At 68.7% G+C, this 26,449-nt stretch carries 29 protein-coding genes; 16 read left to right on the top strand and 13 right to left on the bottom strand.

Features of this window, described 5'->3' with window-relative positions:
- Positions 1–8 precede the first annotated feature (8 nt).
- From F8566_RS44525 to F8566_RS44515, 3 genes are all read left to right on the top strand, one after another.
- Positions 9–347 carry an ArsR/SmtB family transcription factor gene (locus tag F8566_RS44525; protein WP_151569553.1) on the top strand — a complete coding sequence of 113 codons (339 nt, stop codon included), beginning with the start codon at positions 9–11 and terminating at the stop codon, positions 345–347.
- Between the two features lie 249 nt (positions 348–596).
- Positions 597–953 (top strand): hypothetical protein, encoded by a 357-nt coding sequence (locus F8566_RS44520; protein WP_151569551.1) that lies wholly within the window; start codon positions 597–599, stop codon positions 951–953.
- Complete coding sequence (locus F8566_RS44515; protein ID WP_151569549.1) at positions 950–1,447, top strand: MerR family transcriptional regulator; 498 nt, start codon at positions 950–952, stop codon at positions 1,445–1,447. Before F8566_RS44520 ends, F8566_RS44515 begins: the two co-directional genes overlap by 4 nt.
- Before the next feature lie 162 nt (positions 1,448–1,609).
- On the opposite strand, the gene F8566_RS44510 is transcribed toward F8566_RS44515, so the two are convergent.
- From F8566_RS44510 to F8566_RS44490, 6 genes are all read right to left on the bottom strand, one after another.
- Positions 1,610–2,152, bottom strand: coding sequence for a hypothetical protein (locus tag F8566_RS44510; protein WP_151569547.1), 543 nt, complete (start codon positions 2,150–2,152; stop codon positions 1,610–1,612).
- Between the two features lie 134 nt (positions 2,153–2,286).
- Positions 2,287–2,418, bottom strand: coding sequence for a hypothetical protein (locus F8566_RS52495; protein ID WP_264159536.1), 132 nt, complete (start codon positions 2,416–2,418; stop codon positions 2,287–2,289).
- A gap of 264 nt (positions 2,419–2,682) precedes the next feature.
- The gene (locus F8566_RS44505; protein WP_151569545.1) at positions 2,683–3,855 is read right to left on the bottom strand and encodes a hypothetical protein; all 1,173 of its coding nucleotides are present in this window, start codon (positions 3,853–3,855) and stop codon (positions 2,683–2,685) included.
- A gap of 48 nt (positions 3,856–3,903) precedes the next feature.
- Positions 3,904–4,746, bottom strand: a complete 843-nt coding sequence (locus F8566_RS44500) for a hypothetical protein (protein ID WP_151569543.1) — start codon at positions 4,744–4,746, stop codon at positions 3,904–3,906.
- Positions 4,747–4,848: 102 nt separating this feature from the next.
- Positions 4,849–6,906: an NAD(+) synthase gene (locus F8566_RS44495; RefSeq protein WP_151569541.1), complete on the bottom strand. Its 2,058-nt coding sequence runs from the start codon at positions 6,904–6,906 to the stop codon at positions 4,849–4,851.
- 280 nt (positions 6,907–7,186) lie between these two features.
- Positions 7,187–8,680, bottom strand: coding sequence for an MFS transporter (locus F8566_RS44490; RefSeq protein WP_225994086.1), 1,494 nt, complete (start codon positions 8,678–8,680; stop codon positions 7,187–7,189).
- A gap of 278 nt (positions 8,681–8,958) precedes the next feature.
- On the opposite strand from F8566_RS44490, the gene F8566_RS44485 reads away from it, so the two are divergent.
- From F8566_RS44485 to F8566_RS44475, 3 genes are read left to right on the top strand one after another with little or no spacing between them, the layout of a single operon-like run.
- Positions 8,959–9,888 (top strand): sensor histidine kinase, encoded by a 930-nt coding sequence (locus F8566_RS44485; RefSeq protein ID WP_151569539.1) that lies wholly within the window; start codon positions 8,959–8,961, stop codon positions 9,886–9,888.
- Complete coding sequence (locus F8566_RS44480; protein ID WP_151569537.1) at positions 9,885–11,027, top strand: sensor histidine kinase; 1,143 nt, start codon at positions 9,885–9,887, stop codon at positions 11,025–11,027. The genes F8566_RS44485 and F8566_RS44480 overlap by 4 nt, the downstream gene beginning before the upstream one ends.
- A complete protein-coding gene (locus F8566_RS44475; RefSeq protein ID WP_151569535.1) occupies positions 11,024–11,629 on the top strand; it encodes a response regulator transcription factor in 606 nt (201 codons plus the stop codon). Before F8566_RS44480 ends, F8566_RS44475 begins: the two co-directional genes overlap by 4 nt.
- A 263-nt stretch (positions 11,630–11,892) precedes the next feature.
- Here F8566_RS44475 and F8566_RS44470 read toward each other — a convergent pair whose 3' ends face one another.
- Positions 11,893–13,212 carry a CdaR family transcriptional regulator gene (locus F8566_RS44470; protein ID WP_225994085.1) on the bottom strand — a complete coding sequence of 440 codons (1,320 nt, stop codon included), beginning with the start codon at positions 13,210–13,212 and terminating at the stop codon, positions 11,893–11,895.
- A 189-nt stretch (positions 13,213–13,401) separates the two neighbouring features.
- Between F8566_RS44470 and F8566_RS44465 the strand changes: the two genes are divergently transcribed.
- The 4 genes from F8566_RS44465 to F8566_RS44450 are packed head-to-tail and all read left to right on the top strand — an operon-like array spanning position 13,402 to position 17,311.
- Positions 13,402–14,325, top strand: coding sequence for a substrate-binding periplasmic protein (locus tag F8566_RS44465; RefSeq protein WP_225994084.1), 924 nt, complete (start codon positions 13,402–13,404; stop codon positions 14,323–14,325).
- Between the two features lie 57 nt (positions 14,326–14,382).
- Complete coding sequence (locus F8566_RS44460) at positions 14,383–15,102, top strand: amino acid ABC transporter permease (RefSeq protein WP_151569533.1); 720 nt, start codon at positions 14,383–14,385, stop codon at positions 15,100–15,102.
- Positions 15,099–15,971, top strand: a complete 873-nt coding sequence (locus F8566_RS44455; RefSeq protein WP_151569531.1) for an amino acid ABC transporter ATP-binding protein — start codon at positions 15,099–15,101, stop codon at positions 15,969–15,971. Before F8566_RS44460 ends, F8566_RS44455 begins: the two co-directional genes overlap by 4 nt.
- A complete protein-coding gene (locus F8566_RS44450) occupies positions 15,968–17,311 on the top strand; it encodes an NAD(P)/FAD-dependent oxidoreductase (RefSeq protein WP_225994083.1) in 1,344 nt (447 codons plus the stop codon). The genes F8566_RS44455 and F8566_RS44450 overlap by 4 nt, the downstream gene beginning before the upstream one ends.
- Here the strand turns inward: F8566_RS44450 and F8566_RS44445 are convergent.
- Together F8566_RS44445 and F8566_RS44440 are read right to left on the bottom strand one after the other, a co-directional pair.
- Entirely contained in the window at positions 17,271–18,488 is a 1,218-nt protein-coding gene (locus F8566_RS44445; RefSeq protein WP_192810195.1) for an MFS transporter, read from the bottom strand. The two genes, F8566_RS44450 and F8566_RS44445, sit on opposite strands and share 41 nt — an antisense overlap.
- Positions 18,489–19,252: 764 nt before the next feature.
- The gene (locus F8566_RS44440; protein ID WP_151569527.1) at positions 19,253–19,672 is read right to left on the bottom strand and encodes a VOC family protein; all 420 of its coding nucleotides are present in this window, start codon (positions 19,670–19,672) and stop codon (positions 19,253–19,255) included.
- A gap of 57 nt (positions 19,673–19,729) precedes the next feature.
- Between F8566_RS44440 and F8566_RS44435 the strand changes: the two genes are divergently transcribed.
- Positions 19,730–20,398 carry a GntR family transcriptional regulator gene (locus F8566_RS44435; protein WP_151569524.1) on the top strand — a complete coding sequence of 223 codons (669 nt, stop codon included), beginning with the start codon at positions 19,730–19,732 and terminating at the stop codon, positions 20,396–20,398.
- A gap of 190 nt (positions 20,399–20,588) precedes the next feature.
- Here F8566_RS44435 and F8566_RS44430 read toward each other — a convergent pair whose 3' ends face one another.
- On the bottom strand, positions 20,589–20,840 hold the full coding sequence (locus F8566_RS44430; RefSeq protein WP_151569522.1) for a DUF4873 domain-containing protein: 252 nt from the start codon (positions 20,838–20,840) through the stop codon (positions 20,589–20,591).
- Positions 20,841–20,976: 136 nt separating this feature from the next.
- Here F8566_RS44430 and F8566_RS44425 point away from each other — a divergent pair, with 136 nt between their 5' ends.
- Both F8566_RS44425 and F8566_RS44420 read left to right on the top strand, forming a co-directional pair.
- Entirely contained in the window at positions 20,977–21,333 is a 357-nt protein-coding gene (locus tag F8566_RS44425) for a PQQ-binding-like beta-propeller repeat protein (protein WP_151569520.1), read from the top strand.
- Positions 21,330–22,088, top strand: coding sequence for an outer membrane protein assembly factor BamB family protein (locus tag F8566_RS44420; RefSeq protein WP_151569518.1), 759 nt, complete (start codon positions 21,330–21,332; stop codon positions 22,086–22,088). Before F8566_RS44425 ends, F8566_RS44420 begins: the two co-directional genes overlap by 4 nt.
- 13 nt (positions 22,089–22,101) lie before the next feature.
- Here the strand turns inward: F8566_RS44420 and F8566_RS44415 are convergent, their stop codons facing one another.
- Positions 22,102–23,127, bottom strand: coding sequence for a zinc-dependent alcohol dehydrogenase family protein (locus tag F8566_RS44415; RefSeq protein WP_225994082.1), 1,026 nt, complete (start codon positions 23,125–23,127; stop codon positions 22,102–22,104).
- A gap of 149 nt (positions 23,128–23,276) precedes the next feature.
- Between F8566_RS44415 and F8566_RS44410 the strand changes: the two genes are divergently transcribed.
- Entirely contained in the window at positions 23,277–24,149 is an 873-nt protein-coding gene (locus F8566_RS44410; protein ID WP_151569516.1) for a helix-turn-helix transcriptional regulator, read from the top strand.
- On the opposite strand, the gene F8566_RS44405 is transcribed toward F8566_RS44410, so the two are convergent.
- Together F8566_RS44405 and F8566_RS44400 are read right to left on the bottom strand one after the other, a co-directional pair.
- Positions 24,146–24,595 carry a pyridoxamine 5'-phosphate oxidase family protein gene (locus tag F8566_RS44405; RefSeq protein ID WP_151569514.1) on the bottom strand — a complete coding sequence of 150 codons (450 nt, stop codon included), beginning with the start codon at positions 24,593–24,595 and terminating at the stop codon, positions 24,146–24,148. The genes F8566_RS44410 and F8566_RS44405 overlap by 4 nt on opposite strands.
- 51 nt (positions 24,596–24,646) lie before the next feature.
- Positions 24,647–25,045, bottom strand: coding sequence for a hypothetical protein (locus tag F8566_RS44400; RefSeq protein ID WP_151569512.1), 399 nt, complete (start codon positions 25,043–25,045; stop codon positions 24,647–24,649).
- A gap of 91 nt (positions 25,046–25,136) precedes the next feature.
- On the opposite strand from F8566_RS44400, the gene F8566_RS44395 reads away from it, so the two are divergent.
- Both F8566_RS44395 and F8566_RS50580 read left to right on the top strand, forming a co-directional pair.
- Positions 25,137–25,796, top strand: a complete 660-nt coding sequence (locus F8566_RS44395; protein WP_225994081.1) for a winged helix-turn-helix transcriptional regulator — start codon at positions 25,137–25,139, stop codon at positions 25,794–25,796.
- 287 nt (positions 25,797–26,083) lie between these two features.
- The gene (locus tag F8566_RS50580; RefSeq protein ID WP_192810194.1) at positions 26,084–26,449 is read left to right on the top strand and encodes a hypothetical protein; all 366 of its coding nucleotides are present in this window, start codon (positions 26,084–26,086) and stop codon (positions 26,447–26,449) included.

Here is a 26,449-nt window from a genome sequence, read left to right as displayed (position 1 = left end):
AGGAGCCGATGCGTGAACTACCGCACCCGCCGGCGGAGAACATCACGCTGGCCCAGCTCATGCACGCGCTGTCCGATCCGGCGCGGCTGGAGATCGTCGCCAGGCTCGCCGACGGCGACGAGAACTGCGCACCCCTCGGCACCGGCATCGAGCTGCACAAGTCCACGCTGTCGCACCACTACCGCGTACTCCGCGAAGCAGGCCTCACCCGCACCATCGTGGACGGACGGACGCGCCTGATCAGATTGCGCCGCGACGACCTGGACACGCTGTTCCCAGGCCTGCTCGACGCCGTGCTCAACGCCCTGAGATCACAGCCCGCCGGACGGACCCCCGCCGCAACCTGACAAGCCACACGCACCCGCCCCGGGTCCAGGTATGGCTGCGGCGGAGGCCGAGCCGCAGTGACCGAGTGGCCCAGGCCAAGTCGCAGCGACCGAGTGGCCCAGTCCGAATGGCGGCGACCGAGTAGCCGAGCACGAGCGAACACCATCTTCCAGCCGCCGTCGTCCTCGCGTGCACGCTCGACCTGCGGGAGCAGCACGCGGTCCCAGGGGTTGCATCCGGTACCGGGGTACAGGCTTACCGTTCCAGGTATGGGACTTCAGCCAGGTGATCAGAGGTGGGCGTCGGCGGCGTGCACGTTGCCGACGGCCGAGCAGCCGTTGCGCGAAGCCGAGTTCGACGCGCTGTTCGGTGAGGCGGTGACGCAGATCATGCGCGTCGACGCGGGCCGGGTGCGGTTGATGTTGCGGCCCGATCCGGAGGTGGCCGGTCGGGCCGCCGAGTTGGCGACGCGGGAGACCGGGTGCTGCTCGTTCTTCACCTTCACACTGACGGCGACCGGTGGCGCGCTGGCGTTGGAAGTCAGCGTCGCCGACCAGCACGCCGAGGTGCTGGAGGCGTTGACCGCCCGGGCCGCAGAGGTGATGACGGCGGGGACGCGGCCATGACCACGGCCACCGAGGGGCTGCGGAGCGGACAGGTCGCGGCGGCGGCCGGGGTGAATCTTCAGACGCTGCGGTACTACGAGCGGCGAGGCCTGTTGCAAGAGCCGGACCGGACGCCGGGCGGGCATCGGTTGTATCCAGCCGAAGCCGTGACACTGCTCCGCGTGATCAAGACCGCGCAGCGGCTGGGATTCACCCTGGACGAGGTCGCCGAGCTACTGGAGACCGCGGCGCACCGGCACGGGCACCGCCAGCCGGGCACCGGCCTGCGGGCACGGGCGGCCGACAAGCTCACCGAGGTCGAGGCCAAGATCGCCGATCTGGAGGTGATCGCGACCACGCTCCGCCAGACGCTGGCGGCCGGATGCAACGATCTGGTCGCCTGCGCCGCCGAGCAAGACTGCCCACTGCCGTTCGCCGACCTGGCCGGCGCGAGTCTCGCTGCGGGCCCTTCGCGCGGCGAAGCCGGGAGCGATGGGCAGGGGTGCGGATGTTGACCGGCAAGCAAACGGTTCGGCGGCTGGTGACCGAGGTCATCAACGACGCGCGCCTGGCGCGGGCATTGCCGACGCCGATTCCCTGGCCGCGAGTTCCCGTACATGGCGGTGGACGTGCGACGTGGCTGATCGACGTTCAACGGCCTGCTGGAGTCCGTGCGATCAGTTGGCGTGCGTGCGCAGGCGCTCCGCGACGTCCCGTGCCAGGCCCAGCACCAGGGCCCGCTCCTTGTCGCCCGGCGGGGTGTGCGTGCGCGCCGACACGTCCACCAGCACGTTCGAGTCCCGGAACTTGACGTGCAGGTCGTAGATCTCAGTGACGACAAAGATCGAGATCACGGTCTTGTCGGTGGTGGCGTAGGCCCGCTCCGCCACTGTGACCGGCCGCGCCCTGTTCCGGCCGTTGTTCCGGTGCCAGAGGTCCAGGTCGTGGTCTGCCTCCTTCTCGGCAGACCGGCGCCCATCGTTCGTCATGGTCTTGGCGTGGATCCGCACAGTACGGAACGGGCGGTCCTGCTTGGGTGGGACGCTGCTCCATTTGCACTGGGACGTCATGTTGCCTTGGTCTCCCAAGTCGAGGAACGTCTTGGGCCGTGAGTCTCCCGATTCCTGCGCGCCGTTCCGCACCAGGGGCGCCAGCGTTTCGGTGGACGGCAGGAGAGTGCACGCGTCGATCGGGTCGTACCGGCCTTTGGACGTGAACACCCCCAGAGACCACGCGGCCGTCACCGTACAGCCGCTGAATGCCAGCACACACACCAGCACCAGGCCGAGGACCAGGCGACGCCGTTTCGGAGGCCGCTCCCGCGGAGAGAATTCGGCGAAAGATCGGCCCGGCATCACCTCTGAACGCCAGTGATCAGTCCGGGAGCGAACAACAGCCCGTCACTGCCGGCGGCCATGCGGACGACACCGCACCCGAGCATGAAGCCGGGCGCGGTGAGAAGAGATGCGCGCAGCAATCTGTCCATTTGAAAATCTCCTGGAATCGACTTCTCACGGCCCCTCCCAGCTGCAGCCGCGCCGGTATCACCGCACAGAGCGATCTCAGCATATGCATGACAAAGAAGTGGTGTCCGAGCAGTTACCCAGAGGACGGTGCGCAAGTATGAAAACTGCCAAATATGGCTGCTTCACTGCCATGGGTACGCGGCTTCGTGGGCAAACTCCACAATCAACCGACCAGGCACGGCGGCGTCCGGAAGCCTCTGTCCAGAAAGTCGGCTCGATGGGTGCTACCAGTCTCGGACGGACTCCGCACCGGAGATGAGACTGTTGCGGGCGTCTTCGAGGCCGGGGCCGTGAAGTGCTTCGGCCTCGTTCACGATGTGGTCGAGGGCTGCGAAGAGCTCTTCGCGCTCGACGGTCTCGATGAAGCCCTTCTGGTGGTCAAGCTGGTTGAAGGCCTCTGCGTAGGCGCGGCCGATCTCTTCCAGGGGTGCCGATCGGCCGTCAGCGGGTTCTTCGGCCAGTGTCTGCAGGACCGCCTTGCGTGTTGTTTTGTACTGGGCGACAGCCCTGTTGTAGGTGGTGGTGCTGATCTGTTCGCGGCCGTCCCAGTCGCGCAGCGGGTTGTTGCGGTTCTCCTGGACCCAGTCGGGCTTGCGGGCTCGGCGGATGGACACATAGGTGCCTGCGGGGATCTCGGGTCGCCAGGTGCTGCGCATCGCCGCGGCGTAGTCGGCGGGGATGCCGTGGAGGTCGACCGACTCCATCTCTGGCACGGACTGTGGTCGAAGCCGGTCTTGTTCGGTCATTCCGAACAGGTCGACGACGTGGATCCTGCGGAGGCAGGCCAGCCGGTTCAGCTCGCCCGCCGCGTGGAGCAGGCCAAGGCGTCCGTGCAGGTGGAGCCGGGTCAGCTGGGGGAACCGCTGGACGAGTTGAGCGCAGTCGAGGGAGTCGATGTCCCTGATCGTCAGGTGGGCGACCTCTGGCCGTGGTGCTGCCGGCCGGCTGAGGAACTCGTTGACCGTCTCGCCGGTGTACTCGGCCTTCCACGCTGCGGCCGGGTCCTCGCCGGCGCCACGGTCCCACCGACGCTGCCGGGCGAGCTGGTCGCCCAGATTCCATCCGTAAGCCCAGCTGTTGGCCGGGTGGTCGTGGAGCAGCCGCATCGATCCGATGACCTTGTAGCTGCGGGGCAGGACCCATGCGTGGTTGCAGAAGGACAGTCCTCCGTTCCAGGAGTGGTGGGTGAGCCTGAGCGGCGCGACGTCACCGAGGTCGGCTACGGACGACGGCTCAGGCCCGGACCAGTCCAGCTCGAGCACGGCCGCCGTCTGCGTATCGGCGTTGATGCGGATGATCTGCGCGGCCGTCCACTCTCCAAGATCTCGCGAGTGAGCGGAGATCACGTCACCGACTGCCAGTGGCCTCGGAGGTGCGAGCTGCTTCCGAATCGACATGGCGTGATCTTAAGGCTGGCTGACGACACCGCTGGAGCCACTCTGGAGTCACGTCCCGCATTGGCCGCGTTCCGCCATTTTCCCCAGGTCATTTACGGGCACCGTATCGAGATAGACCTCAGTGCGCGCAGCGGCGACATGGGGGACTACGTAACGCGTATTGATGGTGCCGCGAGAGCGCCCGGGAGCGACGACTCGCTCGGGCTGGTCGCCGAACGAGTCTTCACAGTGGCCGGTTCCACCAATTATCTTTCCGGCCGCATTCCGAAACAGGGCGGTGGCCCACGCCTGTTGATGGGAGGGTGACTCCATCGTGAATGACACGGTGGCCCGCCCATCGTGAGGGGTCTTGATCTCGCTGGCAGTGATCTTGACGAACTCGTTGGAGCGGCTGTTCGGCGGGAACCACGCGGACTGGCCGATCTGCACCTGGAGGTCGGCCGGTGTACGGAGCCGTTTACGAGGTTTGCCGGGCTTTGCCAGGTTTTGCGTGAGTCCCATACCGAAGCGTTCGCCGGGACGGATGACGGCGATGGTCTCCGCCTTCGGCCGGTCGTAGTCGGTTTTGGACAGCGCGACACCTGCCGCGTCGACCAGGTGGACGTCGACCAGTGTGAGAGTCGCTGCCCATTTGCTGGTGTTCTCGATGAGGATGCCCCACGAGACGACGTTGTAGTCACGTCCAGCCGCCTTGGCCTCCGGCCGGAATCTGGCCCCGTTGCCGGGTCCCGGAAACACCGAGAGGCCCCTGTCGACCAGACGCAGTTGACCGCCGTCCGGCGCCTTTGTGGCCGTGACGCCGGCTGAAGGACGTTCAGGCCCTTTCTCCTCGGCGCATGCGCCAACAGTCAACAACCCGATCGTCAGGCTGGCCGCAACCATTCGTCGCATGTCATCGGCCTCCAGGAGGGCGCTCCCCAACCGGCGCCCAGCGGGCGTATTTGTGGGGAGCAGGCTACGGCGAGGACTGCCCGGTTCGTGGAGATTGGACGGTTAAGCACTGCGGTTGGGTTCCGCGCTGGAGATGTCCCAGCGGGCCAGGTCTCGTAGCCAGGCGTGGGCTGTGCCGTCGGACGGGGCGCGCCAGTCGCCGCGGGGCGAAAGGGAGCCGCCGGCTGAGACCTTCGGCCCGTTCGGCATGGCTGAACGCTTGAACTGCGCGAACGCGAAGAAGCGGCGGCAGAAGACCTCCAGCCAGTGCCAGATCTCCGGCAGGTCGTAGGCCGCCCGCTCGGGCTCGGGGAAGTTGGCCGGCCAGGCCCCCGCGTCCCGGTCGTGCCAGGCGTGCCAGGCCAGGAAGGCGATCTTCGACGGCCGGAAGCCGTGGCGCAGGACGTGGAAGAGGGTGAAGTCGTGCAGCGCGTACGGGCCGATCATGGACTCGGTGGACTGCAGTTCCTCTCCCGGCACGAGCTCCGGGCTGATCTCCGTGTCAAGGATGGCGGCCAGCGTCTGGTTGGCTGCCTCGTCGAACTGGCCGCTGCTGATGACCCAGCGGATCAGGTGCTGGACGAGCGTCTTCGGCACTCCGGAGTTGACGTTGTAGTGGCTCATCTGGTCGCCGACGCCGTACGTGCACCAGCCGAGCGCCAGCTCGGACAGGTCACCTGTGCCGAGCACGATGCCCCCGTGCTGGTTGGCCAGTCGGAACAGGTAGTCGGTGCGCAGTCCGGCCTGCACGTTCTCGAAGGTGATGTCGTACGCCTCCTCGCCGGAGGAGAACGGGTGGCCGAGCTCCTTGAGCATGAGCTGTGCGGTCGGGGTGATGTCGAGCTCGGCCGCGGTGACGCCGAGCGCGCGCATCAGCCTGTGGGCGTTGGCCTTGGTGTGCTCGCTGGTCGCGAACCCGGGCAGGGTGAAGCCGAGGATGTCGCTGCGCGGGCGTCCGGCGCGGTCCATCGCCCGGGCGGCGACGATCAGCGCGTGCGTGGAGTCGAGGCCGCCGGACACCCCGATGACGACCTTCGGGCCGCCGATCGCCGCCAGCCGCTGATGGAGGCCGGCGACCTGGATGTTGTACGCCTCGTAGCAGTCCTGGGCGAGGCGTTCAGGATCGGCTGGTACGAACGGGAACCGCTCGACCCGGCGGCGCAGCCCGAGGTCTGCGGCTGGCGGGTCGAGAACGAAGTCCACCTGGCGGAAGGCTCCGGTGCGTGTGGCGTGGGTGCGGCGGTTGTCGTCGAACGTGCCGATCCGCCGCCGTTCCTGTCGCAACAGGTCGAGGTCCACGTCCGCCACCGCGTACTGGTCGTCGAGCGGGAACCGGTCGGTCTCGACCAGCAGCGCGCCGTTCTCGTAGATCATGGTCTGGCCGTCCCAGGACAGGTCGGTGGTCGACTCCCCCAGCCCGGCCGCGGCATAGACGTAGGCGGCGAGGCAGCGCGCGGACGCCGAGCGGCACAGCAGCCGCCGGTCCTCGGCCCGGCCGACCGTGATCGGGCTGCCCGAGAGGTTGGCGAGGACGGTCGCGCCGGCCAGCGCCGCCTCGGCGCTCGGCGGCACCGGCATCCACATGTCCTCGCAGATCTCCACGTGCAGCACCAGGCCCGGGACGTCCTGCGCGGCGAAGAGCAGATCGACGCCGAACGGCACGGTCGCGTCGCCGACGCGGATCGTCCCGCCGCGCTCGTCGTCGCCCGGGGCGATCTGCCGCCGCTCGTAGAGCTCCCGGTAGTACGGGATGTAGGACTTGGGCGTGACGCCGAGGATCCGGCCGCGGTGCACGATCACCGCGCAGTTGTAGATCCGGTGGCGATGGCGCAGCGGGGCGCCGACGACGAGCACCGTCATCAGCTCCACCGACCCGGCCACCACGGTCTCGATCGCCGCCTCGACCTCATCGAGGAGGGCGTCCTGCAGGAGGAGGTCCTCGATCGAATAGCCGGTCAGACACATTTCGGGGAAGACCGCGACGGCGACTCCCTCTTGCGCGCATCGGCGCCCTTGCCGGAGCACGGCCTCCGCGTTGGCAGGCGGGTCGGCGATGGCGGCATGACCGGTGCACGCGGCGACCCGCGCGAAGCCGTGTTGATAGATCGACCAGAGGTTCACAGGGTCTCCGGGGCGTGCGGCGTGTGGCGCTCGCTGGTCATGCGAGTAATTCCCATCCAGGTCAGAAGCCCATCCAGGTCAGAGGCCGAATCTGTTACGGCCTCTGGGAAAGATTGCAGATGAGGCATGGAGGACGCCACCCGGCCCTACGCCACGCCAGGCCGTGGGCCTGTGATCACGTTACGTCCGCCTCGACGAGGTGATCCGAAACCCCGTCGAGGTGGACTGCGAAGGCCTGCACTATCACGGCAGCGTGATCGTGCAGGCCTTCGCAAGGGGTTCAGTGGGTCTGGCGGGCCTTCCTGGGGAGGAGGAAGCCGACCAGGAAGGCCAGGGCGAAGAGCCCGAGGCTGATCAGGGTGACCTGTTCGGCGGCGGCCAGGGCGCCCTGCTTGAGGGCGGTGAGATCACGGGCCGGGTCGGTGAAGCGGTCGAAGAAGACGGTTCCGAGGGCGGCGACGCCGAGGGCCGCGCCGAGCTGCTGGAACGACTCCAGCGCGCCGGCGGCGGTGCCGACCTCGTGATCCTGGATCTCGCCCATGATGATGTCGTACATCGGGACGAAGATCATTCCCATGCCGATGCCGCAGATGAGCAGGGGGGCCAGCAGATTCCAGCTGCCGAGGCCGATGCCGGAGGTGTCGAACACCAGCAGGAGCCCGACCGTGCCGACCGCCATGATCGAGAGGCCGATGTGCAGGCTCTTGCGGCCGAGCTGGGGCGCCATGGCCCCCACGGCGGAGCCGACGAACGCGCCGATCGCCCAGGGCGCCATGGCCAGGCTGGCACCGATCGGGCTGTAGTGCAGACCCAGTTGGAGCATCAGGCCGACGGCCAGCGAGAAGCCCATGAGCGCGCCGAGGAAGACGATGACGAACAGGACCCCCGAGGTGTACGAGCGGCGGGCGAACACGCTGAGCTCGATCAGCGGAGCCGCGCCCGCGGCCTTGCGGTGTACCTGCTGCCAGGCGAAGACGACGAACACCGCGACCGAGGCGGCGAGCATCAGGAAGGTCCAGGCCGGCCAGCCGTGCTCACGGCCCTGGATGAGCGGGTAGACCAGCAGCGCCATGGCCAGCCCGGCCAGGCCCGTACCGACCAGGTCGAGCCCGCCGGTACGGTCGCCCCCGGCCCGCGGCAGTGAGCTGCGGCCAGCGATCAACGTGAACGCGCCGAGCACCAGGTTGATCAGGAAGATCATGCGCCAGCCGGAGCCGAAGAGGTCCGCCTTGATCAGCAGACCGGCCACGACCGGGCCGAGGATGGAGGCCAGGCCGATGGAGGGGCCGAACACGCCCCAGGCCTTCGCCTGCTCCTTGCCGGGGAAAAGGTCACGGATCAGGCCGAAGCACTGCGGCACCATGACCGCGGCGAACAGGGCTTGCAGCACCCGGCCTGTGACCAGCGACCCGGGCGACCAGGCGATGCCGCACAGTACCGATGCGGCGAGAAAGCCGGCCAGGCCGTACATCAGCATGCGGTAACGGCCGTACATGTCACCGAGGCGGCCGCCGGTCAGGAGGCCCATCGCCAGGACCAGGGTGTAGCTCGCGGCGATCCACTGCAGGGTCGCGTACGAGCCGCCCAGGTCGGTACGGATCACGGGCAGCGCCACGTTGACGATGCTCGCGTCGAGCAGGTTCATGAGCGTCGCGGTGAGGATCGCGAAGAGGCCGAGCCAGCGCCGGGGCACGGTCGGCGCGTCGACGACGGCTTTCTCGTCGACTTTGGCCTTCTCGTCGGCTATGGCCTTCTCGTTGACTAGAGCGGTCAAGGCGCCCTCCTGGATCAATTGACGATGAACAGGAGTTTCCAGGCGTGCGCCGTCGCATGGCAGATGCCGATGTCCTCAACCTCCGGTGACGAACATCAGTGATGAACGTCATCACCGAGAGGGGACGAATGCATCTGGTGCTGGCCGCTCCGCGGCACGGACACTGACTTGTTCAGCCGCAGAAGGGCTAGTCCATCACATTCATGGTCAATACAGTGGTGCTCCGGCAATCCGGCCGTCTGTCCTTTCTTTCCGATCTTCGGTCGGGGGTCGCGAGCGTGGTCGAAGTACACCGGCAGTCCAGCCGGTTCATCCAGGTGGCGACCGCTGGTGCGGTCGCCTACAGCGTGTTACTCCCCTTACTCAATCTGCATCGGGTCGCGACACACCCCTCCTTCCCCGGTCACACCGAGGAGGCCGCTGTCGTCACCGCCTGCTATCTGCCCCTTCAGGTGTGGATCGTCCGGTCGAAGGCGCGCGGTGACCGTACGCCCGGGCAGGCCTGGGGACTCGTCGTGGTCGCGGCCCTCATCTTCGGCGCGATGCCGTTCATCGGAGTCGGCTGGCTGGGCGCGCTCTGCCCGCTCGCCGGTCTGGTCCTGATCGTGATCCGGGCGCCGTGGTCGTTCCTCACGTACGCGGCGCTGGCGGCGGTGCCTGCCCCTGCCGCGATCTACGCCTTCGACCAGCCGGAATGGGCGGTCTACTTCACGCTGGCCGTCCTGGTCTACGGCACGTCGCTGTCGGTCCCGATCTTCCTGATCGGCGCGGTCCGGCAGCTGGAGAACGCCCGCCGATCCCTCGCCGATGAGGCCGTGGTGCGGGAACGCCTGCGCATCGACGGGCAGCTGAGGCAGTCGGTCGGCCCGGCGCTGGAGGGTCTGGTGGCCAAGGGCCAGCGGCGCGAACTCGCCACACTGGTCGAGGACTCGCGGCGCACGCTGGCCGAGGTGCGCCGGATGGTCACCCGGTATCAGGAGGTCACGCTGCGGGCCGAGCTCGAGACGGCGGCGACCCTGTTGTCGGCGGCGGGCATCGAGACGAACCTCATCCTGCCGGAGGGCCTCGACGGTGAGGTGCCGGACGCGCTCCGGGCCGAGCTGCGCTGCGGCCTGTCGCAGTTGCTGGAGAACCAGAACGCCCGGCACTGCGTGATCAAGGTGATCGACCGGGACGGGACGCTGACAGCTGAGGTGACCAGCGGATGAGCCAGAGCCGTCCCTGGAACATGCGCAGGGCCCGTTGGGTGCTGGTCGCCGCACACGTCCCCATTGTCGCGATCTCTCCGGTCTTCATCGTCTTCGGCACTCCTGGCCTGCCCACGCCCAGCGTGTCGATTCCCATGGCCGTGCTGGCGTTCCTCGCGCTCGGTGGGCTGCAGCTGCATCACAGCCTCGCGGTCGCCCGCGGCGTACGACCGCCCTACGGCGTGCTGACCCTGCTGGCGCTGGCCGTCCTGGTGTACGCGCCGATGCCCGTGTACACGTGGAACTGGGTGCCCACCCAGGTGCTGCTGATCGCGTCGGCGCCGATGGTGCTGCCCAAGTGGCCTGCCATCGGAGCGATCGTCGCACCGCTGGCGGGGACCGCCGCGACCGCTGGGATCCTCAAGGCGGCCTGGCCCGTCGGTTCCGCCTTCACGCTGATCAACGGGTTCGTCTACTGGCCGATCGTGCTGGCACTGATGGCGGCCAGCCTGTACGGCTCGGCACGGCTGGTCCAGGTCGTCCAGGAACTCCACAACGCGCGGACCGAGTTGGCGGAACTGGCGATCGGCCGGGAACGGTTGCGGGTCTCCCGTGACCTGCACGACCTGCTCGGCCAGAGCCTCTCCGCCATCTCCCTCAAGGGCGACCTGGCCCTGAAGCTGCTGGACCGGGATCCGCCGGCCGCCGAGGCGGAGATGAAGAGCATCGTCGCGGTGGCGCAGGAGGCCCTGCGGGACGTTCGGACGGTCACCCGGGAGGAGCATGCCGTCTCGCTGCGCACCGAGACCGAGGGCGCGGCCGCACTGCTGCGCGCGGCGAGCATCGACGCGCAGATCCGGCACGAACTGGGGGACCTCCCCCCGAAGGCCGAGGCGGTGCTGGCCTGGGCACTCCGCGAGGGGGTCACCAACGTGCTGCGGCACAGCGAGGCGAGCACCTGCGAGATAGCGATCAGGCGGGGAGACGGAGCGGTACGACTGGAGATCACCAACGACGGGGTCCGGGCCGCGTCAGGACCGGGCAGCGGGCTGACCGGCCTGAGGGAACGGGCACGGGCCGTGGCCGGGACGGTCTCCGCCTCGGTGACCCCGGGGGGCGGGTTCCGGTTGTGCGTCGAGGTTCCGGAGGAGAGCGAATGATCAAGGTGCTGATCGCCGAGGACAAGCACATGATTCGCGGGGCGCTGGTGGCGTTGCTGACGTTGGAGGAGGACATGGAGGTCGTCGCGGAGCTGGACCGCGGAGACCTGGTGCTGGAGGCGGCGCTCCGGACCCGGCCGGACGTGGCGGTCCTCGACATCGACATGCCGGGACTGGACGGGCTCAGCGCCGCCGGCCAGCTGAGCGAGCAGTTGCCCGGCTGCCGCACGCTGGTGCTCACCGGGCTGAGCCAGCCGGGCAACCTGCTGCGCGCCCTCAAGGTGCACGTGCGGGGATTCATCGTCAAGGACGCGCCCGCCGAGACGCTGGCGGAGGGCGTGCGGCGCGTGGCGGCGGGCGAACGGGTCATCGATCCAGAGTTGGTGGCCGCCGCGCTCGAAACAGGCACGAGCCCCTTGACCGGCCGTGAGGCCGACGTGCTGCGAGCGGCCGAGAACGGGATCCCGACCGACGAGATCGCCACGCAACTCTCGCTTTCACCCGCGACCGTGCGCAACTACCTGTCCAACGCCATCAGCAAGGTCGGTGGCCGGAACCGCATCGACGCGATCCGCATCGCCCGCCACGCCGGCTGGCTCTAGCGCCGGTCCTGCCCTGCCACGCCGCCCATGAGCGTGTCGATCAGCTGCGAAGACGCTGGCCGACTTCATCACCAGCCGGTTCGCTGATCAGGGACTGACTCGCCCCGCGCAGGTCTGGCTCAGACCTGCGCAGGGCGGGCCATTCGGTGCCCCGCTCGGGTCATCATCAGGCGGCATCGGCATGGTGCTCGCGGCATGGTGCTCGCGGCATGGTGCCTGCGGCGTGGTGGTCGCGGGCCCCCTCCTCACCGGCTCGGGTGGGATCAGGAGTGGGGTTCTACCTGGTCGGCGATGCAGGCGAGGTAGAGGGCGAGGGCGGCAGGATGGTCGCGCACGGGGTGACCCGAGAGGTGGGCGATCCGGTCCAGCCGGTAGATCAGTGTGTTGCGGTGGATGTTGAGGGTGGACGCCGTCCGTACCAGGCTGAAGCCGCTCTCACACCAGACCATGATCGTGCGGCGGAGCACCGGCCAGTCGGAGCGGGCGCGCAGGGCGGGGATCAGTGAGGCGGTGAAGCGGGCCCTGGTGCGCGGGGCTACCGCGGCGATCAGCCGGTGGACCCGCAGGTCCTCGATGACGTGGACGCTGATGCCGGGCCGGGCGCGGGGCCCGAGGCGGAGAGCTGACGCGGCGTCCTCGTAAGAGTCGCGCAGCGCGGCCACCGAGGACGCGGCCGCGCCGATCCCGATCCGTACCGGCACCGCCAGCCTCCGCTCGAGACCTTCGACGATCGACTCGCACAAGGGCACCAGGTCCCGGACGGGCCGGTCGCGGGTCTGGTGCAGCACGGCGAACCGGCCCGACGCCATCCCCGCGACCAGGTCCTGGGAGTCGGCGAACGCCTCCCGGATCAGACGGGGCGGAAGCGCCCGCAGCATGTCCGCGTCGGCCCGCTGCGCCCGGGCGTCCACGCTGGAGTTCCTCGTCTCGGTATCCGGGGCGGACGGGTCGCCACGGGAGACGGACCGGCCGGTGACCGACGTGCCGGTGCCGGACGTTTCGGAGACAGACGGGCCGGTGACCGGCGTGCCGGTGGCGCCAATGTCGACGATGACGGCCACGCGGGGCGCGCGCAGGTCGTAGCCAAGATCTGCCGAGCGCGCCACCAGGTCGTCCGGGGACACCACTTCCGGGTCGAAGTGGGCGATTTCGCGGAGCAGGTCCTCGGCCGCGCGTTCACGCAGCAGCCGGGATCGCAGGAGGAGGGACTCCTGGAGCAGGATCTCGGTCTGCCGCTTGACGACCCGGCCGAAGCGCCCGACCTGGGCGGGCGAGCCGGTAATGCCGACGGTGCCGACCGCGTCGCCGTCGATGACGATGGGCAGGGTGATCCCGGGCCGTACGCCCCGCAGCCGGCGGGCCTCCCCGGCGGAGTGCGCGGCCGCCTCCTGGGTGAGCATGACCTGAACCGACGCCTCGTGGAACGAGCCGATGCGGCTGGTGTCGCCGCTGCCGATGACGACGCCGTCCCGGTCGGTGATCAGGACGTTGTAGCCGATGATCGCGCTGGTGTCGCCCGCGATGCCCTGAGCCAGGGCAGGGGCGAGGATCGAGTGCCCCGGGACACCGCTTCCTTCGCCCACCGACACCTCCACTGTCGTACGGATGATACGACTGAAGAGCCCTCTGACCGGCCAATTTCGTACTTTTCGGCCAATGACGGCGCACTACCCCACTTCCTAGCGTGAACGCCAATAGTCGCGGGCTCGGGGGGCTCACCGGCGGAGGCCCGAACGCGCCGGACACGTTCAGTGGAACGAGGTTGATGCTTCATGTGGTGGGGAAAACGCCGGGCGTCCATCGCCAGCGCACTGATCATGGTCACCGTCGCCGCCGGATGCGGCGGCGCGGACGCCGGCGCGGAAGGCACCGAGAACGCCACCAACGTGTACGGCACCCTCAAGCCCGGGGTCCTGACGGTGGCCATCCAGCCCTACATGCCCTACACCGGCACCGAGGGGAAAAAGCTCGTCGGCATCGACAGCGAGATCCTCCAGCACGTGGCCGGCAAGCTGAACCTGAAGCTGGAACCCAAGGTCACCGACTTCAACGGGATGCTCGGCAGCATCCAGGCCCAGCGCGCCGACATCACGATCGGCGGCATCGCCTGGACGAAGGAGCGGCAGGAGCAGGGCCTGTTCACCGACCCGCCGTACTACTCCCCGCCCGCCATGGCCGTGCGCGGCGACGGACAGTACCCGACGGTCGAGAGCCTCCGGGGGCTGTCCATGGGAACGGTCACCGGCTACGTGTGGGTCAAGTCGATCCAGGCCGTCCCGGACTCCAAGCTCCGGACCTACCCCAACGCCAACGGGGTCTTCAGCGACCTGGGCGCCGGCCGCATCTCGGTGGGCTTCCTCGACCCGCTGCTGATCATTTACACCCAGCAGAAGCGGCCGGACCTGAAGTTCAGCACCCGGTACCTCACTCCCCCGACCGACGCCCAGGTCAAGGAGGAGAAGGCGTTCGAGTACCTCAGGCCGTACATGACCAGCTTCTACATTCCCAAGCAGGAGCCGAAGCTGGAGCAGGCGATCTCCGAGGGGATCCGGCAGATGTACGCCGACGGCACGATGACCACGCTGATCAAGAAGTACGGCGGCGACCCGGACCAGTTCCTCAAGGCCTCGCCGTGGATGGGGGCACTGCGCGCCGGCGTCGACCGCCCCGCCGGCTGGAAACCGCCCTCCCTCTGATCACCGCCCTCCCTCTGATCCCTGCCGGTGAGACTCCCGGAGAACGGAAACGCCCCCATGTTCGAAGTCCCCTGGTCGGACTACTCCGACCCCCTCTGGCAAGGACTGCTGCACACGGTGGAGTACACCGTGCTCGGGTTCTGCGGGGCCGCCGTCCTCGGGTTGGTTCTCGCCCTCATGCGGCTGAGTCACCTGCGGATGGTCCGGTTCCCTTCGGCGCTCTACACCGAGGTGTTCAAGAACATCCCGCTGCTGGCGATCATCTTCATCACCTACTTCGGGCTGACCTCGGTCGGGCTGAAGATGGGCGCCCTGGAGGCGGGGGCGCTGAGCCTGGTGGTGTTCTACGCGGCATATCTGTCGGAGATCTTCCGTTCCGCGCTGGCCGGCGTGCACGACGGCCAGCGCGAGAGCGCCCACGCGCTGGGCATGAGCAGGCTCGGCACGCTCACCCACGTGATCTTCCCGCAGGCGCTGCGGCTGGCGCTGCCCGGGACCAACACCTTCCTGGTCGACCTGCTCAAGTCGACATCCCTGCTGGTGACCATCTCGGCGGCGGAGCTGATGACCCAGGCGCAGCTGATCACCTCCGACACCTTCCGCGCGCTGGAGGTGTACGTCGTCATCGCGGCCGTGTATTTCGCGCTGTGCTATCCGCTGTCACAGGCCCTGCTGTGGCTGGAACGCAAGGTCCGCGCGGGCGCCGCGCTGACCCCCGGCCGCCGGCGCCGGCTCCGCAAGGCCCGCGTCATGCTCGCATCGGAGACCACGTCATGAAACTCACGAAGGCCGGATCGGGGCCGGAGAAGCCAGCGGACGCCGTCCCCGCGGATCCCGTCCCGGCAACGGCCGCCGACCCAGCTGGAAGGCCGTCCACGGAGCCGCCCGAGGGGCCTGCGGTCGTGCGGATCAGCGGGCTGTCGAAGTCGTTCGACGGACGGCTGGTGCTCGACGACATCGACCTGGAGATCCGTGCCGGGGAGATCGTCAGCCTTCTCGGCAGCAGCGGCGGCGGGAAGAGCACCCTGCTGCGCTGCGTCAACCTGCTGGAACGGCCCGACCGGGCGACGATCGAGCTCGCCGGGGAGCCGGTCTTCTCGGGTGACCGGGCGGTCTACCGCGACCTGGCCGAGCTGCGCCAGCGCGTCGGGATGGTCTTCCAGCGGTTCCACCTGTTCCCGCATCTCACCGCGATCGAGAACGTGGTGCTCGCGCAGATGAAGGCCGCCAAGGTCAGCGAGGACCAGGCCCTGGAGACGGCCGTCCAGCTGCTGCGCCGCGTCGGGGTGGACCACCGTGCGCTGGCCTTTCCCGAGCAGATGTCGGGGGGCGAGCAGCAACGGGTGGCCATCGCGCGGGCGCTCGCGCTGCGGCCCGCGGTGCTGCTGTTCGACGAGCCGACCTCGGCGCTGGACCCGGAGTCGACGCGCGAGGTGCTGCGTGTCATCCGGGGGCTCGCCGAATACGGCATGACGATGGCGATCGTGACCCATGAGGTGCCGTTCGCGCGGGAGATCTCCGACCGGATCGCCTTCCTCGACGGCGGGCGCATCATCGAGCAGGGAACGCCCGAGGAGGTCCTGGACGATCCGCAAGAGGCTCGTACCCAGGCGTTCCTGGCCTCCTACGAGGGTTCTGGGCGGTGAGCGGCCTGTCCGGAGACAACCAGGTCGGCGGACACAACGGCGTTCCGGTCGTCGTCATCGGCGGCGGCGCGATCGGCCTCTGCATCGCCTACCACCTCCACCGGCAGGGCGTACCGGTGCACGTCGTCGACCGTGGCCCGGTCGGCGGCGGTTCGTCCCGGGGGAATGCGGGGTGGGTCTGCCTGAGCCATTCCGCTCCGGTCCCCGCACCCGGGGTCACTTGGCACGCCGCGCGTTCGATCGGGCGGCCCGACTCGCCGCTCTATCTGCGTCCGCAGCCGACCCTGGCCTTCCTGCGCTGGCTGGTGATGTTCCAGAGGAGCTGCTCCCGCAAGAGCTTCGACCATGGGTACGCGGCGGTCGCCCGCTTCGCGCAGAACACGTTCGAACGGTTCACCGAGCTCACCGACGACGGAGTCGCGACCACGCTGACGCGCCCCGGCCTGCTCCACGCGTTCTGCTCAGGGGAAGAGGCCCGCCGCGTACTGGAAACCCAGCGCGCGATGGCCGGGACAGGGTACGAGGTGCCCGGCGAGATCCTCAATGCAGCGGAAATGGCCGAACTGGATCCGGCGGTGGGCGGCAAGGTGACCGCCGGCTATCTCGTGCGCGGCGAGGGCGTCATCGACCCGAACGCCTTCGTGGAATCGCTGGCCGAGCGGCTGCGCAAGGAAGGCGTGACGATCAGCGAGCACACCGCCGTCCGGGGCTTCCGCAGATCCGGCGGACGCGTGGTGGCGGTCCGTACGGCCGAGGACGACATCAGGTGCTCGTCAGTGGTGGTCTCCGCAGGGGTCTGGTCGGCCGACCTCTTGCGGCTCCTGGACGTACGGCTGCCGTTGCAGGCGGGGAAGGGCTACAGCTTTTCGGTGAAGCTCGATCCCGCCCCCGTCCACCCGATGTACCTGGGCGACAAGCACGTCGCGGTCTCCCCCATCGGCGGAACCACGCGCATCGCCGGGACGATGGAACTGAGCGGCAACAACCGGAGGCTCGACTGGCGCCGCATCGTGGCGATCGCCCGAGCCAGCCGCGACTACCTGGGCCAGTGGTACGACTCGCCGGACGAACTGATGGCGCTCATCCACGATCCCTGGGTGGGCGGACGCCCCATGCTGCCGGACGGACTGCCCGTCCTCGACCGGGTCGCCACCACCCGCAACGCCTACGTGGCCACCGGGCACGGCATGCTCGGCATCACCCTCGCCCCCGTGACCGGCAAGGCGATGGCCGACTTCATCACCACGGACCGCCGTCCGGCCGACCTTGAGCCGTTCCGCAGCGACCGCTTCGCCGACCTCACCGTCCACCGCCGCCCCGCGACCAGAGAATCCCTCTGATCCGGTGATCGAAGGCCCATGCTGTCAGACCTGCCGCCATGAACGCGGCCCCGAGGACGCAAACGGCGGTCCAGCCACCGACCCGGTAGACGGCGTTGCCCGTGGCGGAGCCGAGCACGCCGCCCAGGGTGTAGCAGGTCATGTACGCCGCGGCGACGCGGGAACGGGCGGTGTCGACCAGGCCGTGGACGACGCTGAGGTTCAGCATGTGCGTGCCGCTGATCGCCACGTCCATCGCCACAAGCCCGGCGACGATCCACGCGAGCTCGTCCGTCCCGGCCGAAAGCGCGACGAACGCGGCGACGCCCAGCGCCAGGAGCAGGCCCGTGGCCGCGTGCTGGCGCCCCCGGTCCGCAGCCCGGCCTGCAACCCGTGCGGCAAGTGTTCCGATGACGCCGACCAGGGCGAACAGACCGATCTGCCCCTCGCCGTACCCGTACGGCGGGCCCGCCAGCAGGAAGGCGACGGTCGCCCAGAAGACACCGAAGCTCGCGAAGACGCAGCCGCCGATCAGCGAGCGACGCCGCAGAACGGGCTCTGTCCGCAGCAGACGGGCAGTGGCACGCAACTGCCGGGTGTAACCGATCGACGTCTCTGGCGGGGACGGTGCCAAGATGCCGAGCAGAGCCGCCGAGAGCAGCAAGGTCACCGCGGCGGCGGCCCAGAAGACGCCCCGCCATCCGACGACCTCTGCCCCGAGCCCGGCGACCGTGCGGGACAACAGCACCCCCATCAGCCCGCCGCCGACCACCGTCGCGATCACCCGACCGCGTTCGTGATCGGCGGCGACCGCGGCGGTGTAGGCCACCAGGACGTTCACCACGCTCGCACTCGCCATGCCGATCACCGCACCCGCGACCAGCAGCACGGTGACCGTAGGCGCCATCGCAGTCGCCGCCAGCGCGGCCGCTTCAACGAGCAGCAGCACGCACACCAGCCGACGGCGGCGGACGATGTCGCCGAGCGGCACGACCAGCACCAGCCCCATCACGTAGCCGAGCTGACCCGCCGTCGTCAGATGCACCACCGCAGACGACATCGGATACGACTCGGCCATCCGAGGCAGCAGCGGCTGGCAGTAGTAGAGATTGGCGATCGTCAGCCCGTAGGTCAGGGCCAGCAGCCGAGCCAGCCGGCGCACCCCTGCACCCCGCCGTAGCGTCTCGTCGATGGTCACCGCCGCGACGCTACGAGACGATCGAGCCGATTCTAAGATCCGGTTTTACCTCGAATTATTGGCCCACTTTGGGCTCGACCTGCCCTGGAGGTCGATGCGGGTGCAGGACGTCGGCCGGGCTCGAGCGGGCACTGCGCGCCGCCGTACGGGCCGGAAGGCTCACTCCGGACACGCACCTGCCACGCCACCCGCGGACTGGCCGCCGAACTCGGGGTGGCCGCGCCGGAACGGTCCGCGCGGCCTGCGACCACCTCATCGCCGAGGGATATCCGACCGCCGCGCGCCTCGGGCGCTGGGTGCGGTGCCCAGAGAGCGTCCCAGGGGTCATCACGAGGGCCAGGCCGAACCCGCACGGCAGCGGGTGTTCTTGCGGAACACCCCCCGGTTCGGCGACAGCGTGAGCGTCGGCGCTGGCCCAGACGGGGAATCATGGTTCATCTCCTCTACGGGCGCGCCGCTGGCACCCGTGTGGGACCTGCCATGCGCGGCCGATCGGATCGTGGGACATCTGACCGCGTACCTGCCTCTCGCGCCACCGCATCGCGATTGACGAGCCCATCCCTCGAGGGAAGTTGCATCGGCTCCTGGACGCGCTCATCGGGTGGGCAGCGTGATGCAGCCGCTGGAGGAGGCCATGGAGGGCCTGGGGTCGCGTTCACCAGGAGGTGGCCCGCCCTGCGGTGCGCAGATCGTCTCGCTGCCGGTGGAGGATATCGGCGCGGCGTCATGACGGATGCGGCCGTTCGCGCACCGGCGCGGTGGCGTCAGGTGGCGAAGACCTGGGAGTCGTCGGCGAACGCTTTGAACTCCAGGGCGTTGCCCGCCGGGTCGAGCAGGAACATCGTCCACTGCTCGCCGGGCTCGCCCTCGAAGCGCACGTATGGCTCGATGACGAACGCGATGTCGGCGGCGCGGAGGCGGGCGGCGAGTTCGTGGAACTCAGGGATGGTCAAGATGAGGCCGAAATGCGGAACGGGAACGTCGTGGCCGTCGACCGGGTTGTGGATGCGCTGGGCGCGGACCGGTGCGAGGTGCGTGACGAACTGATGGCCGTGCAGGTTCCAGTCGACCCACGTATCGGCGCTCCGGCCCTGGGGAAGGCCGAGTACCTCGCCGTAGAAGCGCCGGGCGGTGGCCAAGTCGTCGACCGGCATGGCCAGGTGAAACCGAGGGACCGAGGGCATGGAGGTACGTCCTTCCTACTAATGTTGACATTGCGACATCAATGTTAACATTGAGATATGAGAGAGCATGCCGCGGTGGCCCCCGCGCGCCGCCGGGGGCTGGCCGACGAGGTCGCCGACCGCATTCGGGAAGCGATCTTCAGCGGGGCCTACGGCCTGGGGTCGCAGCTGCGGGAGGTGGAGTTGTCGGCGGCGATGGGCGTCAGCCGCGGCCCGGTGCGTGAGGCGCTGCGGCTCCTGGAGCGCGAAGGTCTGGTGCACTGCGAGTGGCATCGCAACACCACGGTCACCACGCTGTCGTCCGAGGACGTCGCAGAGCTGGACAGTCTGCGGGGCGCGCTGGAGGATCTCGCCGTCCGGCAGGTGGTGGCCCACGCCTCTGACGAGGACCTTGCGTTCATCGAGAAGACGGCCGACCTCATGGACCGCGCCATGGACGAGCACGAGATGGTGGGTTTGGACATCGCCTTCCACGACGCCGTCTTTGAGGCCGCCCGGCACTGGCGCCTGGTGGAGGCGTGGCAGTCCATCCGCTGCCAGGTCCACCTGTTCCTGCTGACTCGCATCAACGTCAGCACCGAGGGTTATCTCGCCGACATTCCGCGCGAACACCGCGAACTCGTCACAGCGCTACGCGCCCGCGACACGGAGACCGCCCTCGAACTCTTCGCCGCCCACCGCCGGCACGCCTTCAACGTCGTCACCGCGAACACCGACTCGAGCTGACGGCCACGCGGCCTCAACGTTCGCCCAGCTCAGCACGAGCACGCAGCTGACCTTGGGGCCGATACTCCCAGGGGGCAGATCCCGGAGGGCTGGATCACCCCGCGCTGACCGGCCACCGCGGCCTTTCACGTGCCCGATCGGCGGGATCGGTGAACCGGGCGGAGCTTGGGCTCCAGACTTGCGGGTCTGCTCAGGCGAAGGGCGGCGGACCACTTCCCTCCAGCGTGATGACGTCAGACCAGGCTGCCGAACTGCCGAGCGTGACCTGTGCCTCGCGGCCGTCTGGGAGCCTCAGCGTCCGGTCGTTAAGGCCGGTGGCGTCGAAGTCGCCGATGGTCGCGGTCCCGGACCACTCCCGCTGCTTGGTGCGCAGGTCGACATAGACCTCGACCTCGGCTCCGTCGCTGCTGATCAGCGTGGCGGGTCCCCGGTAGCGGCTCACAGCTGGGCCGTCTCATCAGGGCCAGCCTGAATTGTGTTCATGGAGACGCACCATAGCGCTCAGGTCGGACACTCTCCGCGCGTGGACTCGCTCCTCGGTACGGTTTGATCACCATCGTGATCATCTGGGGAGGGGTATGGAGGTCACGCCGCACTATGGCGATGACGGGCGTACCGGGGTTTATTGGGTTTCCGGGGTGCCTGATAAGGCGGAGGTCGCCTGGGTCGCGCGGACGGATACGCCTGTGGTGGCCTCTCCGGTGCTTGCAGGTGACACGCTTCTCGCCGCTGATGTGTCCGGGATGCTCTACGCGTTCGACGCTGTGACCGGCGGGCTGCGGTGGCGGCGCGTGGTCGGCGAGGGCTATCGGGATGGCCGCGCCGATTTCATGGTGGCGCCTGACGTCTGGAATTCCTGGGTCTTCGTGGAGCTCTGGCGGGGACAGTTCGGTCTTCGACGTTCGTACCGGCGAGTTGGTCCGCACGCTCGATGACTGCGGCTCCCCCGACCGTGTTCGGCGATCTTCTGCTGCTCAACACGTTGAACGAGGTGCGCGCGCTCGACCTGCCCGATCTGCGGCTGCGGTGGCGCTCGACCGACGCGTCCGGCTGGGTGCAGACGAGCCCGGCGATCTCGGCGGACGGGATGGCCTATGCGTCCCTCGGCTTCGAGGCCAACCACACCCACACCGGCGTGGCCATGCTCGACATGGGCTCCGGAGAGCTCGTGACCTTGGTAAGACCCGAGGACCTCACCTTCCCGGCCGAGCTTGCGGATGAGGAGGAGGACGACGAGGACTGGGAGGAGGAGCAAGTCGCCTACTTCGCTCAGGCGCACGCGTTACTGGCTGAGGGGCGGGTGTGGGTGCCGGCCTGCCGTGAGGATGACGAGTGGACCGCGCAGGTCGTGGGCCTCGACCCGCGCGGACCGGAGAGCAAGTCTGGAGCCATCTGCCCGACCTCGATCGTGACAACGAGGTGGACTCCGGGGTGGCGGTGCTGGACGGGGCGGTGTTCCTGGTGGAGGTTCTCCGGATGTCCCGCCCGAAGAGGACAGTGCCCGGTTGCATGCTGTGACATCGCGTCCGGACGTGCGCGCTGGGTCCGGCCGTTCGGGTCTTGTGCGGGTTCACCGGTGGTGGCCGGCGGGGTCGTCTACGTCGCGTCCCGTACGGGCACGGTGTCGGCGTTCGATGCCGCAACCGTGCTCTACGTCCGGACGAGCGCCGGTCTGGTAGCGCTGCGTTAAGGGCCAAGCAGGGTCAGGGGAACGTTAGGACGACCTTGCCGAAGGGGCCGCGGGTCATATGGTCCAAGGCTTCGGGCAGTTCGGTGTGCGGGTACGCGGTGTCGATCACGGGAGAGATGCCGGCCTGGTCGACGGCACGGACGAGCTCCTCCAGGGAACGCCGGTGCCCCACCTGAATGCCGTGGAGGGTGAGCTTCTTGCGTGCCAGATCGGAGATCTTGCCCGCGAACTCGAAGCCTCCCAGGACGCCGATCAGCGAGACATGTCCGCCGACGGCCGCAGCCTCCAACGAACGGGCCAGGTGCGCTCCGCCGACGATCTCCAGAATGTGATCGGCGCCGTGGCCTGCGGTGAGCTCATGCACGGCTTGGACCCAGTCACGGGAATTCCGGTTGATTCCGTGGTCCGCGCCCAAGGCCGCAGCCCGGGCCAGCTTGGCATCGTCGCCGGAGGTCACGATCACCTTGGCGCCGTGCGCGGCGGCGATCTGGAGACCGAAGAGCGAGACCCCGCCCGTGCCCTGAACGAGGACGGTCTGGCCAGCGCGCAGCCGTCCGCGTTCCACCAGCGCGGTCCATGCCGTCAGGCCGGCCATGGGGAGGGCGCTGGCCTCCGCGTCGGTGAGATTTGCGGGGGCTGACACGACCCACTCCTGGTCCAGGACGACGTACTCGGAGAAGACCCCCGGGAAGTAGCCGCTGCCGAGCGCCTCGGGACCGCCCAGCAGCGCGTCGCCCGGTCCGGATCCGTCGATCCAGCCGGGCAGGCTCACCGAGATCACTCGATCCCCGGGCTGCCACCGCTCCACCGCCGCGCCGACGGCGACGACCGTTCCCGCCATGTCGGAACCAGGCACGAACGGCCCCGTCTCGGGGAACACCATCGTCAGCCCATCGTCGATGGCCAGACGGTCACGGAAATTCAGTGCCGCTGCGCCCACCTTCACCAGAACCTCTCGCGGGCCCGGGACGGGGACATCGCCGTGGGCAAGCTTCAGGTGCTCGCGACCGGTCGCGGTCATCGTCCAGTACGTCATCATCGGCTGCTCCATACAAAGCTGGGTCCTCAACGGAACTCAGCCTGGACCGCCGGTCGTACGGCAACCACACCCCGAGATGCCTACTCACCACGTGCCTGGCAACGGCAGGGTCAGGCACTGCCGACGATGCACAGGGCAAGATGATGCTTATGCGGGACAGCGCGAGCTTGCCGGACAGTACGACGCTGGGCGACTTCCTACGCAGCAGACGCAACGGGCTCAAGCCCGAAGAACTTGGCATCGCCCACCATGGCCTGCGCCGGGTACCGGGATTGCGCCGGGAGGAACTCGCCCAGCTCGCCGGCGTCAGCCCCACCTACTACACGCGGTTGGAGCAGGGACAAAGCCACCAAGCGTCCACCTCCGTGCTGGAAGCCCTGGCTGACGCACTGCGGCTGACGGACGCAGAGCGGGCTCATCTGCACCGCCTGGCACGGCCGGAGCCATCCAGGCCACGCCGGAGCGCCAGGACCGCGCCCGTACGCCCGAGCACGCGCCGGCTCCTCGACTCCATGGAGAACGCCGCCGCCGTCCTCACCGACCACCGCACCGATGTGCTCGCCTGGAACCGGCTCGGTCACCTGCTGCTGGCCGGCCACCTCGACCCCGAGGCCCCCGATCGGCCGTCAGACCGTCCCAACCTGACCAGAATGCTCTTCCTCGATGCGCATCACCGTGACCTCCACCCGCGCTGGAACCAGGCGGCCACCTGCGCGGTGGCTGCGCTCCGGAACGCGGCCGGGCGTCACAGGGGCGACCGCAGGCTCGCCGGACTGATCGGGGAACTCACCATGAACAGCACGGAGTTCGCCACCCTGTGGTCCAAGCACTCCGTGGGCGGCCATGCCTACGGTGAACGTCAGCTCAGCCACCCAGAGGTCGGCGACATCACCCTTGACCTGGAAACCCTCACCACGCCCGACGGCTCCGGCCACCGGATTCTGATCTACAGCGCTCCGGAGGGAAGCCCCGCTCAGGCCGCCCTCCGGTTGCTGCAGATTCAGGCTCAGCGGAAGCTCTAGCCGCGGCGGTTCCCTGAGATCCGTTCCGGGGTGAGCAGGACGGCGACGCGGCGTTCTTCGGCCATCGTCCGGTCGTAGGTGGGCCAGTCGTCGTGCGTGCCGCCGGCGGCGGTGAAGATCTCGCGCAGGAGGAGCCGGAGGCGTTCGTCGTCCACGCCGGGCAGCGGGTCGTCGGGGCCGGCGAGCTCGACCGGGCCTTCGGCTGACGCCCACTCCCAGCCTGCGCGGACCACCACGTTCGCGCGCGGCCGTTCTCCCAGGTTGGCCACCTTGCGCGCACCGCCGACGGCGACCAGCCCGACCACCTGCGCACCGGTCACCGGATGCGCCAGGACGCCGGCGTTCACCACCGACGACTGGATGGTCCCGTCCGCCCGCAGGGTCGACACCACGCACAGGCCATGATCGCCCGGTACGAGCTGAGCGAAGTCCTCAAGATCCGCCATGGGCACACACCTCTCTTCTTTGTCGGACGCCCTCGGCGGGCGCGGCAAGGGTCAGCCGTAGACCTCTGCCTGGTCTTCGACCCGCTGCTGGTCGTCCGCGAGCAGGCCTCCGTCGAGCGCCACAAGGTCAAGGGCGTGCTCGTGGATGAACGTCATGAAGTCCGGAAGCCGGTAGGCCTCGGTGACCGCTGCGTTGACCTTCTTCAGCATCGTGCGCTTGGCGTCGGGATCGGCCCCCTCCGGGACGTGCATGACGAACGCGGGCCTCGCTGGTTCCGAGCCCAGAAGCCCATTCTGGCTCACGCTGTGGAGGGGCCACTCACGCAGGAAGATCCGCGTGTCGTCGGGGAACGGGTAGGCCTCGTGCAGGGCCTCGTAGAGCGCCTTCACCAGTTCTTTCTTCGTACTGAGAGCAGCGCTGTCCGGTACGTCGAGGTAAGCGATGGGCATGAATTCTTCCTTTCCATCGGGGTTGTATCTACTTTCTATAGGGAAGTAGACGTACCGTCAATGGCAAGTGAGCACCTGTATGATGGCAACCATGGCGACGAACCGGCAGTACGGTGAGAAGTGCGCGATCGCGACCGCACTCGACTACGTGGGCGAACGGTGGGCCCTGCTGGTCGTACGCGAACTCCTGCTGGGCCCCAAGCGGTTCACTGACCTCCAGGACGGGCTGCCGGGTGCGGGCCCCAAGGTCCTGGCCCAGCGGCTGCGGGGACTGGAGAGCGCCGGGATCGTACGACGCCGCACCCTGCCCCCGCCGGCCAGTTCCCAGGTCTACGAGCTGACCGACTGGGGCGCCCGGCTGGACGCCGCCCTCGTCGCGCTCGGACATTGGGGAGCGGCCGCGCCGGAGCCGTCCACGGGCCACGTGGGTGCCGACTCCGCCATGCTCAGGCTGCGCAGCCTCTTCACCCCGCAGCCCGAACGGCCATGGACCGCCACCTACGAGGTACGCCTCGGCCGCTACCGTTTCACCACGCGGGTCGCCGGCGGTCAGCTCGTCGAGATGATCCGCGGCGAGCCGCATGACCGGCCCGACACGATCGTCGACACCGACCCCGAGACCCTGGCCGACGTCCTCGGCGTGGAAGGGGCCCTCACCAAGGCCGTCGAGGACGGGCGGCTCACCATCACCGGAGACGAGCAGGCCGGCCAACGCCTCTTCGAAGCAGCCCGCATCCACACGCCCGCGTGAAGCACACAGAACCACTTCCACGCCGGCAAACGCGACGACGCCGAACTCCTGACGGCCTGTGAGGAAACCGGCATCGCCTTCGTGCCGTTCTTCCCGCTCGGCGGCATGAGCGATCTCACCGGTGATCGCATGGCCAAGGTCGCCGAACGGCATGGCGCCACATGAGAGAACCACTCCGCACGTGCAAGCCCGGGTAACCCTGCCACGCCCAAGGCCCGCCGTTTGGGTAGACCAACCTTGGCGTCGATTGGCTGTCAGCCCTGCGACGCTTCGGGGGGTGCATGACCATGACGCGGATCACCGTCCACAACGACAACCTCAACATTGAGATCGAGGGACTCCACCGGCTCTGGGCCTTCAAGCGGCGTCTGACCATTCCGCTGGCGCACGTTCAACACGTGAGTGGCAACCCTGACCGGATCAGACGCCCACCTATCGGGTGGTCCCTGGGCTTCTGGGCTCCGGGGCTCATCGTCGCCGGCACCTTTTGCAGCCGCGGCAAGCGAGAGTTCTGGGACATCCGCCACCCCACGAAGGCGATCATTATCGACCTGGCCAACGACCGCCACACCCGCCTTGTCCTGGAGGTCGAAGACCCCCAGTCCGTCATCGACATGATCACACAGGCCCGCCGCGGCACTTCGCCCAGCTGA

It is taken from the genome of Actinomadura rudentiformis, assembly GCF_008923185.1.
GTDB lineage: Bacteria > Actinomycetota > Actinomycetes > Streptosporangiales > Streptosporangiaceae > Spirillospora > Spirillospora rudentiformis.
The sequence above is the reverse complement of the archived record's forward strand: the minus strand, read 5'-3'. Positions and strand labels throughout refer to the sequence as shown.

Coding starts and splice junctions, on each gene's coding strand:
- F8566_RS44525 (WP_151569553.1), top strand. CDS start 9: ATGCGTGAACTACCGCACCCGCCGGCGGAGAACATCACGCTGGCCCAG.
- F8566_RS44520 (WP_151569551.1), top strand. CDS start 597: ATGGGACTTCAGCCAGGTGATCAGAGGTGGGCGTCGGCGGCGTGCACG.
- F8566_RS44515 (WP_151569549.1), top strand. CDS start 950: ATGACCACGGCCACCGAGGGGCTGCGGAGCGGACAGGTCGCGGCGGCG.
- F8566_RS52495 (WP_264159536.1), bottom strand. CDS start 2,418: ATGGACAGATTGCTGCGCGCATCTCTTCTCACCGCGCCCGGCTTCATG.
- F8566_RS44505 (WP_151569545.1), bottom strand. CDS start 3,855: ATGTCGATTCGGAAGCAGCTCGCACCTCCGAGGCCACTGGCAGTCGGT.
- F8566_RS44500 (WP_151569543.1), bottom strand. CDS start 4,746: ATGCGACGAATGGTTGCGGCCAGCCTGACGATCGGGTTGTTGACTGTT.
- F8566_RS44480 (WP_151569537.1), top strand. CDS start 9,885: ATGAGCCAGAGCCGTCCCTGGAACATGCGCAGGGCCCGTTGGGTGCTG.
- F8566_RS44475 (WP_151569535.1), top strand. CDS start 11,024: ATGATCAAGGTGCTGATCGCCGAGGACAAGCACATGATTCGCGGGGCG.
- F8566_RS44465 (WP_225994084.1), top strand. CDS start 13,402: ATGTGGTGGGGAAAACGCCGGGCGTCCATCGCCAGCGCACTGATCATG.
- F8566_RS44460 (WP_151569533.1), top strand. CDS start 14,383: ATGTTCGAAGTCCCCTGGTCGGACTACTCCGACCCCCTCTGGCAAGGA.
- F8566_RS44455 (WP_151569531.1), top strand. CDS start 15,099: ATGAAACTCACGAAGGCCGGATCGGGGCCGGAGAAGCCAGCGGACGCC.
- F8566_RS44440 (WP_151569527.1), bottom strand. CDS start 19,672: ATGCCCTCGGTCCCTCGGTTTCACCTGGCCATGCCGGTCGACGACTTG.
- F8566_RS44435 (WP_151569524.1), top strand. CDS start 19,730: ATGAGAGAGCATGCCGCGGTGGCCCCCGCGCGCCGCCGGGGGCTGGCC.
- F8566_RS44425 (WP_151569520.1), top strand. CDS start 20,977: ATGGAGGTCACGCCGCACTATGGCGATGACGGGCGTACCGGGGTTTAT.
- F8566_RS44420 (WP_151569518.1), top strand. CDS start 21,330: ATGACTGCGGCTCCCCCGACCGTGTTCGGCGATCTTCTGCTGCTCAAC.
- F8566_RS44415 (WP_225994082.1), bottom strand. CDS start 23,127: ATGATGACGTACTGGACGATGACCGCGACCGGTCGCGAGCACCTGAAG.
- F8566_RS44410 (WP_151569516.1), top strand. CDS start 23,277: ATGCGGGACAGCGCGAGCTTGCCGGACAGTACGACGCTGGGCGACTTC.
- F8566_RS44405 (WP_151569514.1), bottom strand. CDS start 24,595: ATGGCGGATCTTGAGGACTTCGCTCAGCTCGTACCGGGCGATCATGGC.
- F8566_RS44400 (WP_151569512.1), bottom strand. CDS start 25,045: ATGCCCATCGCTTACCTCGACGTACCGGACAGCGCTGCTCTCAGTACG.
- F8566_RS44395 (WP_225994081.1), top strand. CDS start 25,137: ATGGCGACGAACCGGCAGTACGGTGAGAAGTGCGCGATCGCGACCGCA.
- F8566_RS50580 (WP_192810194.1), top strand. CDS start 26,084: ATGACGCGGATCACCGTCCACAACGACAACCTCAACATTGAGATCGAG.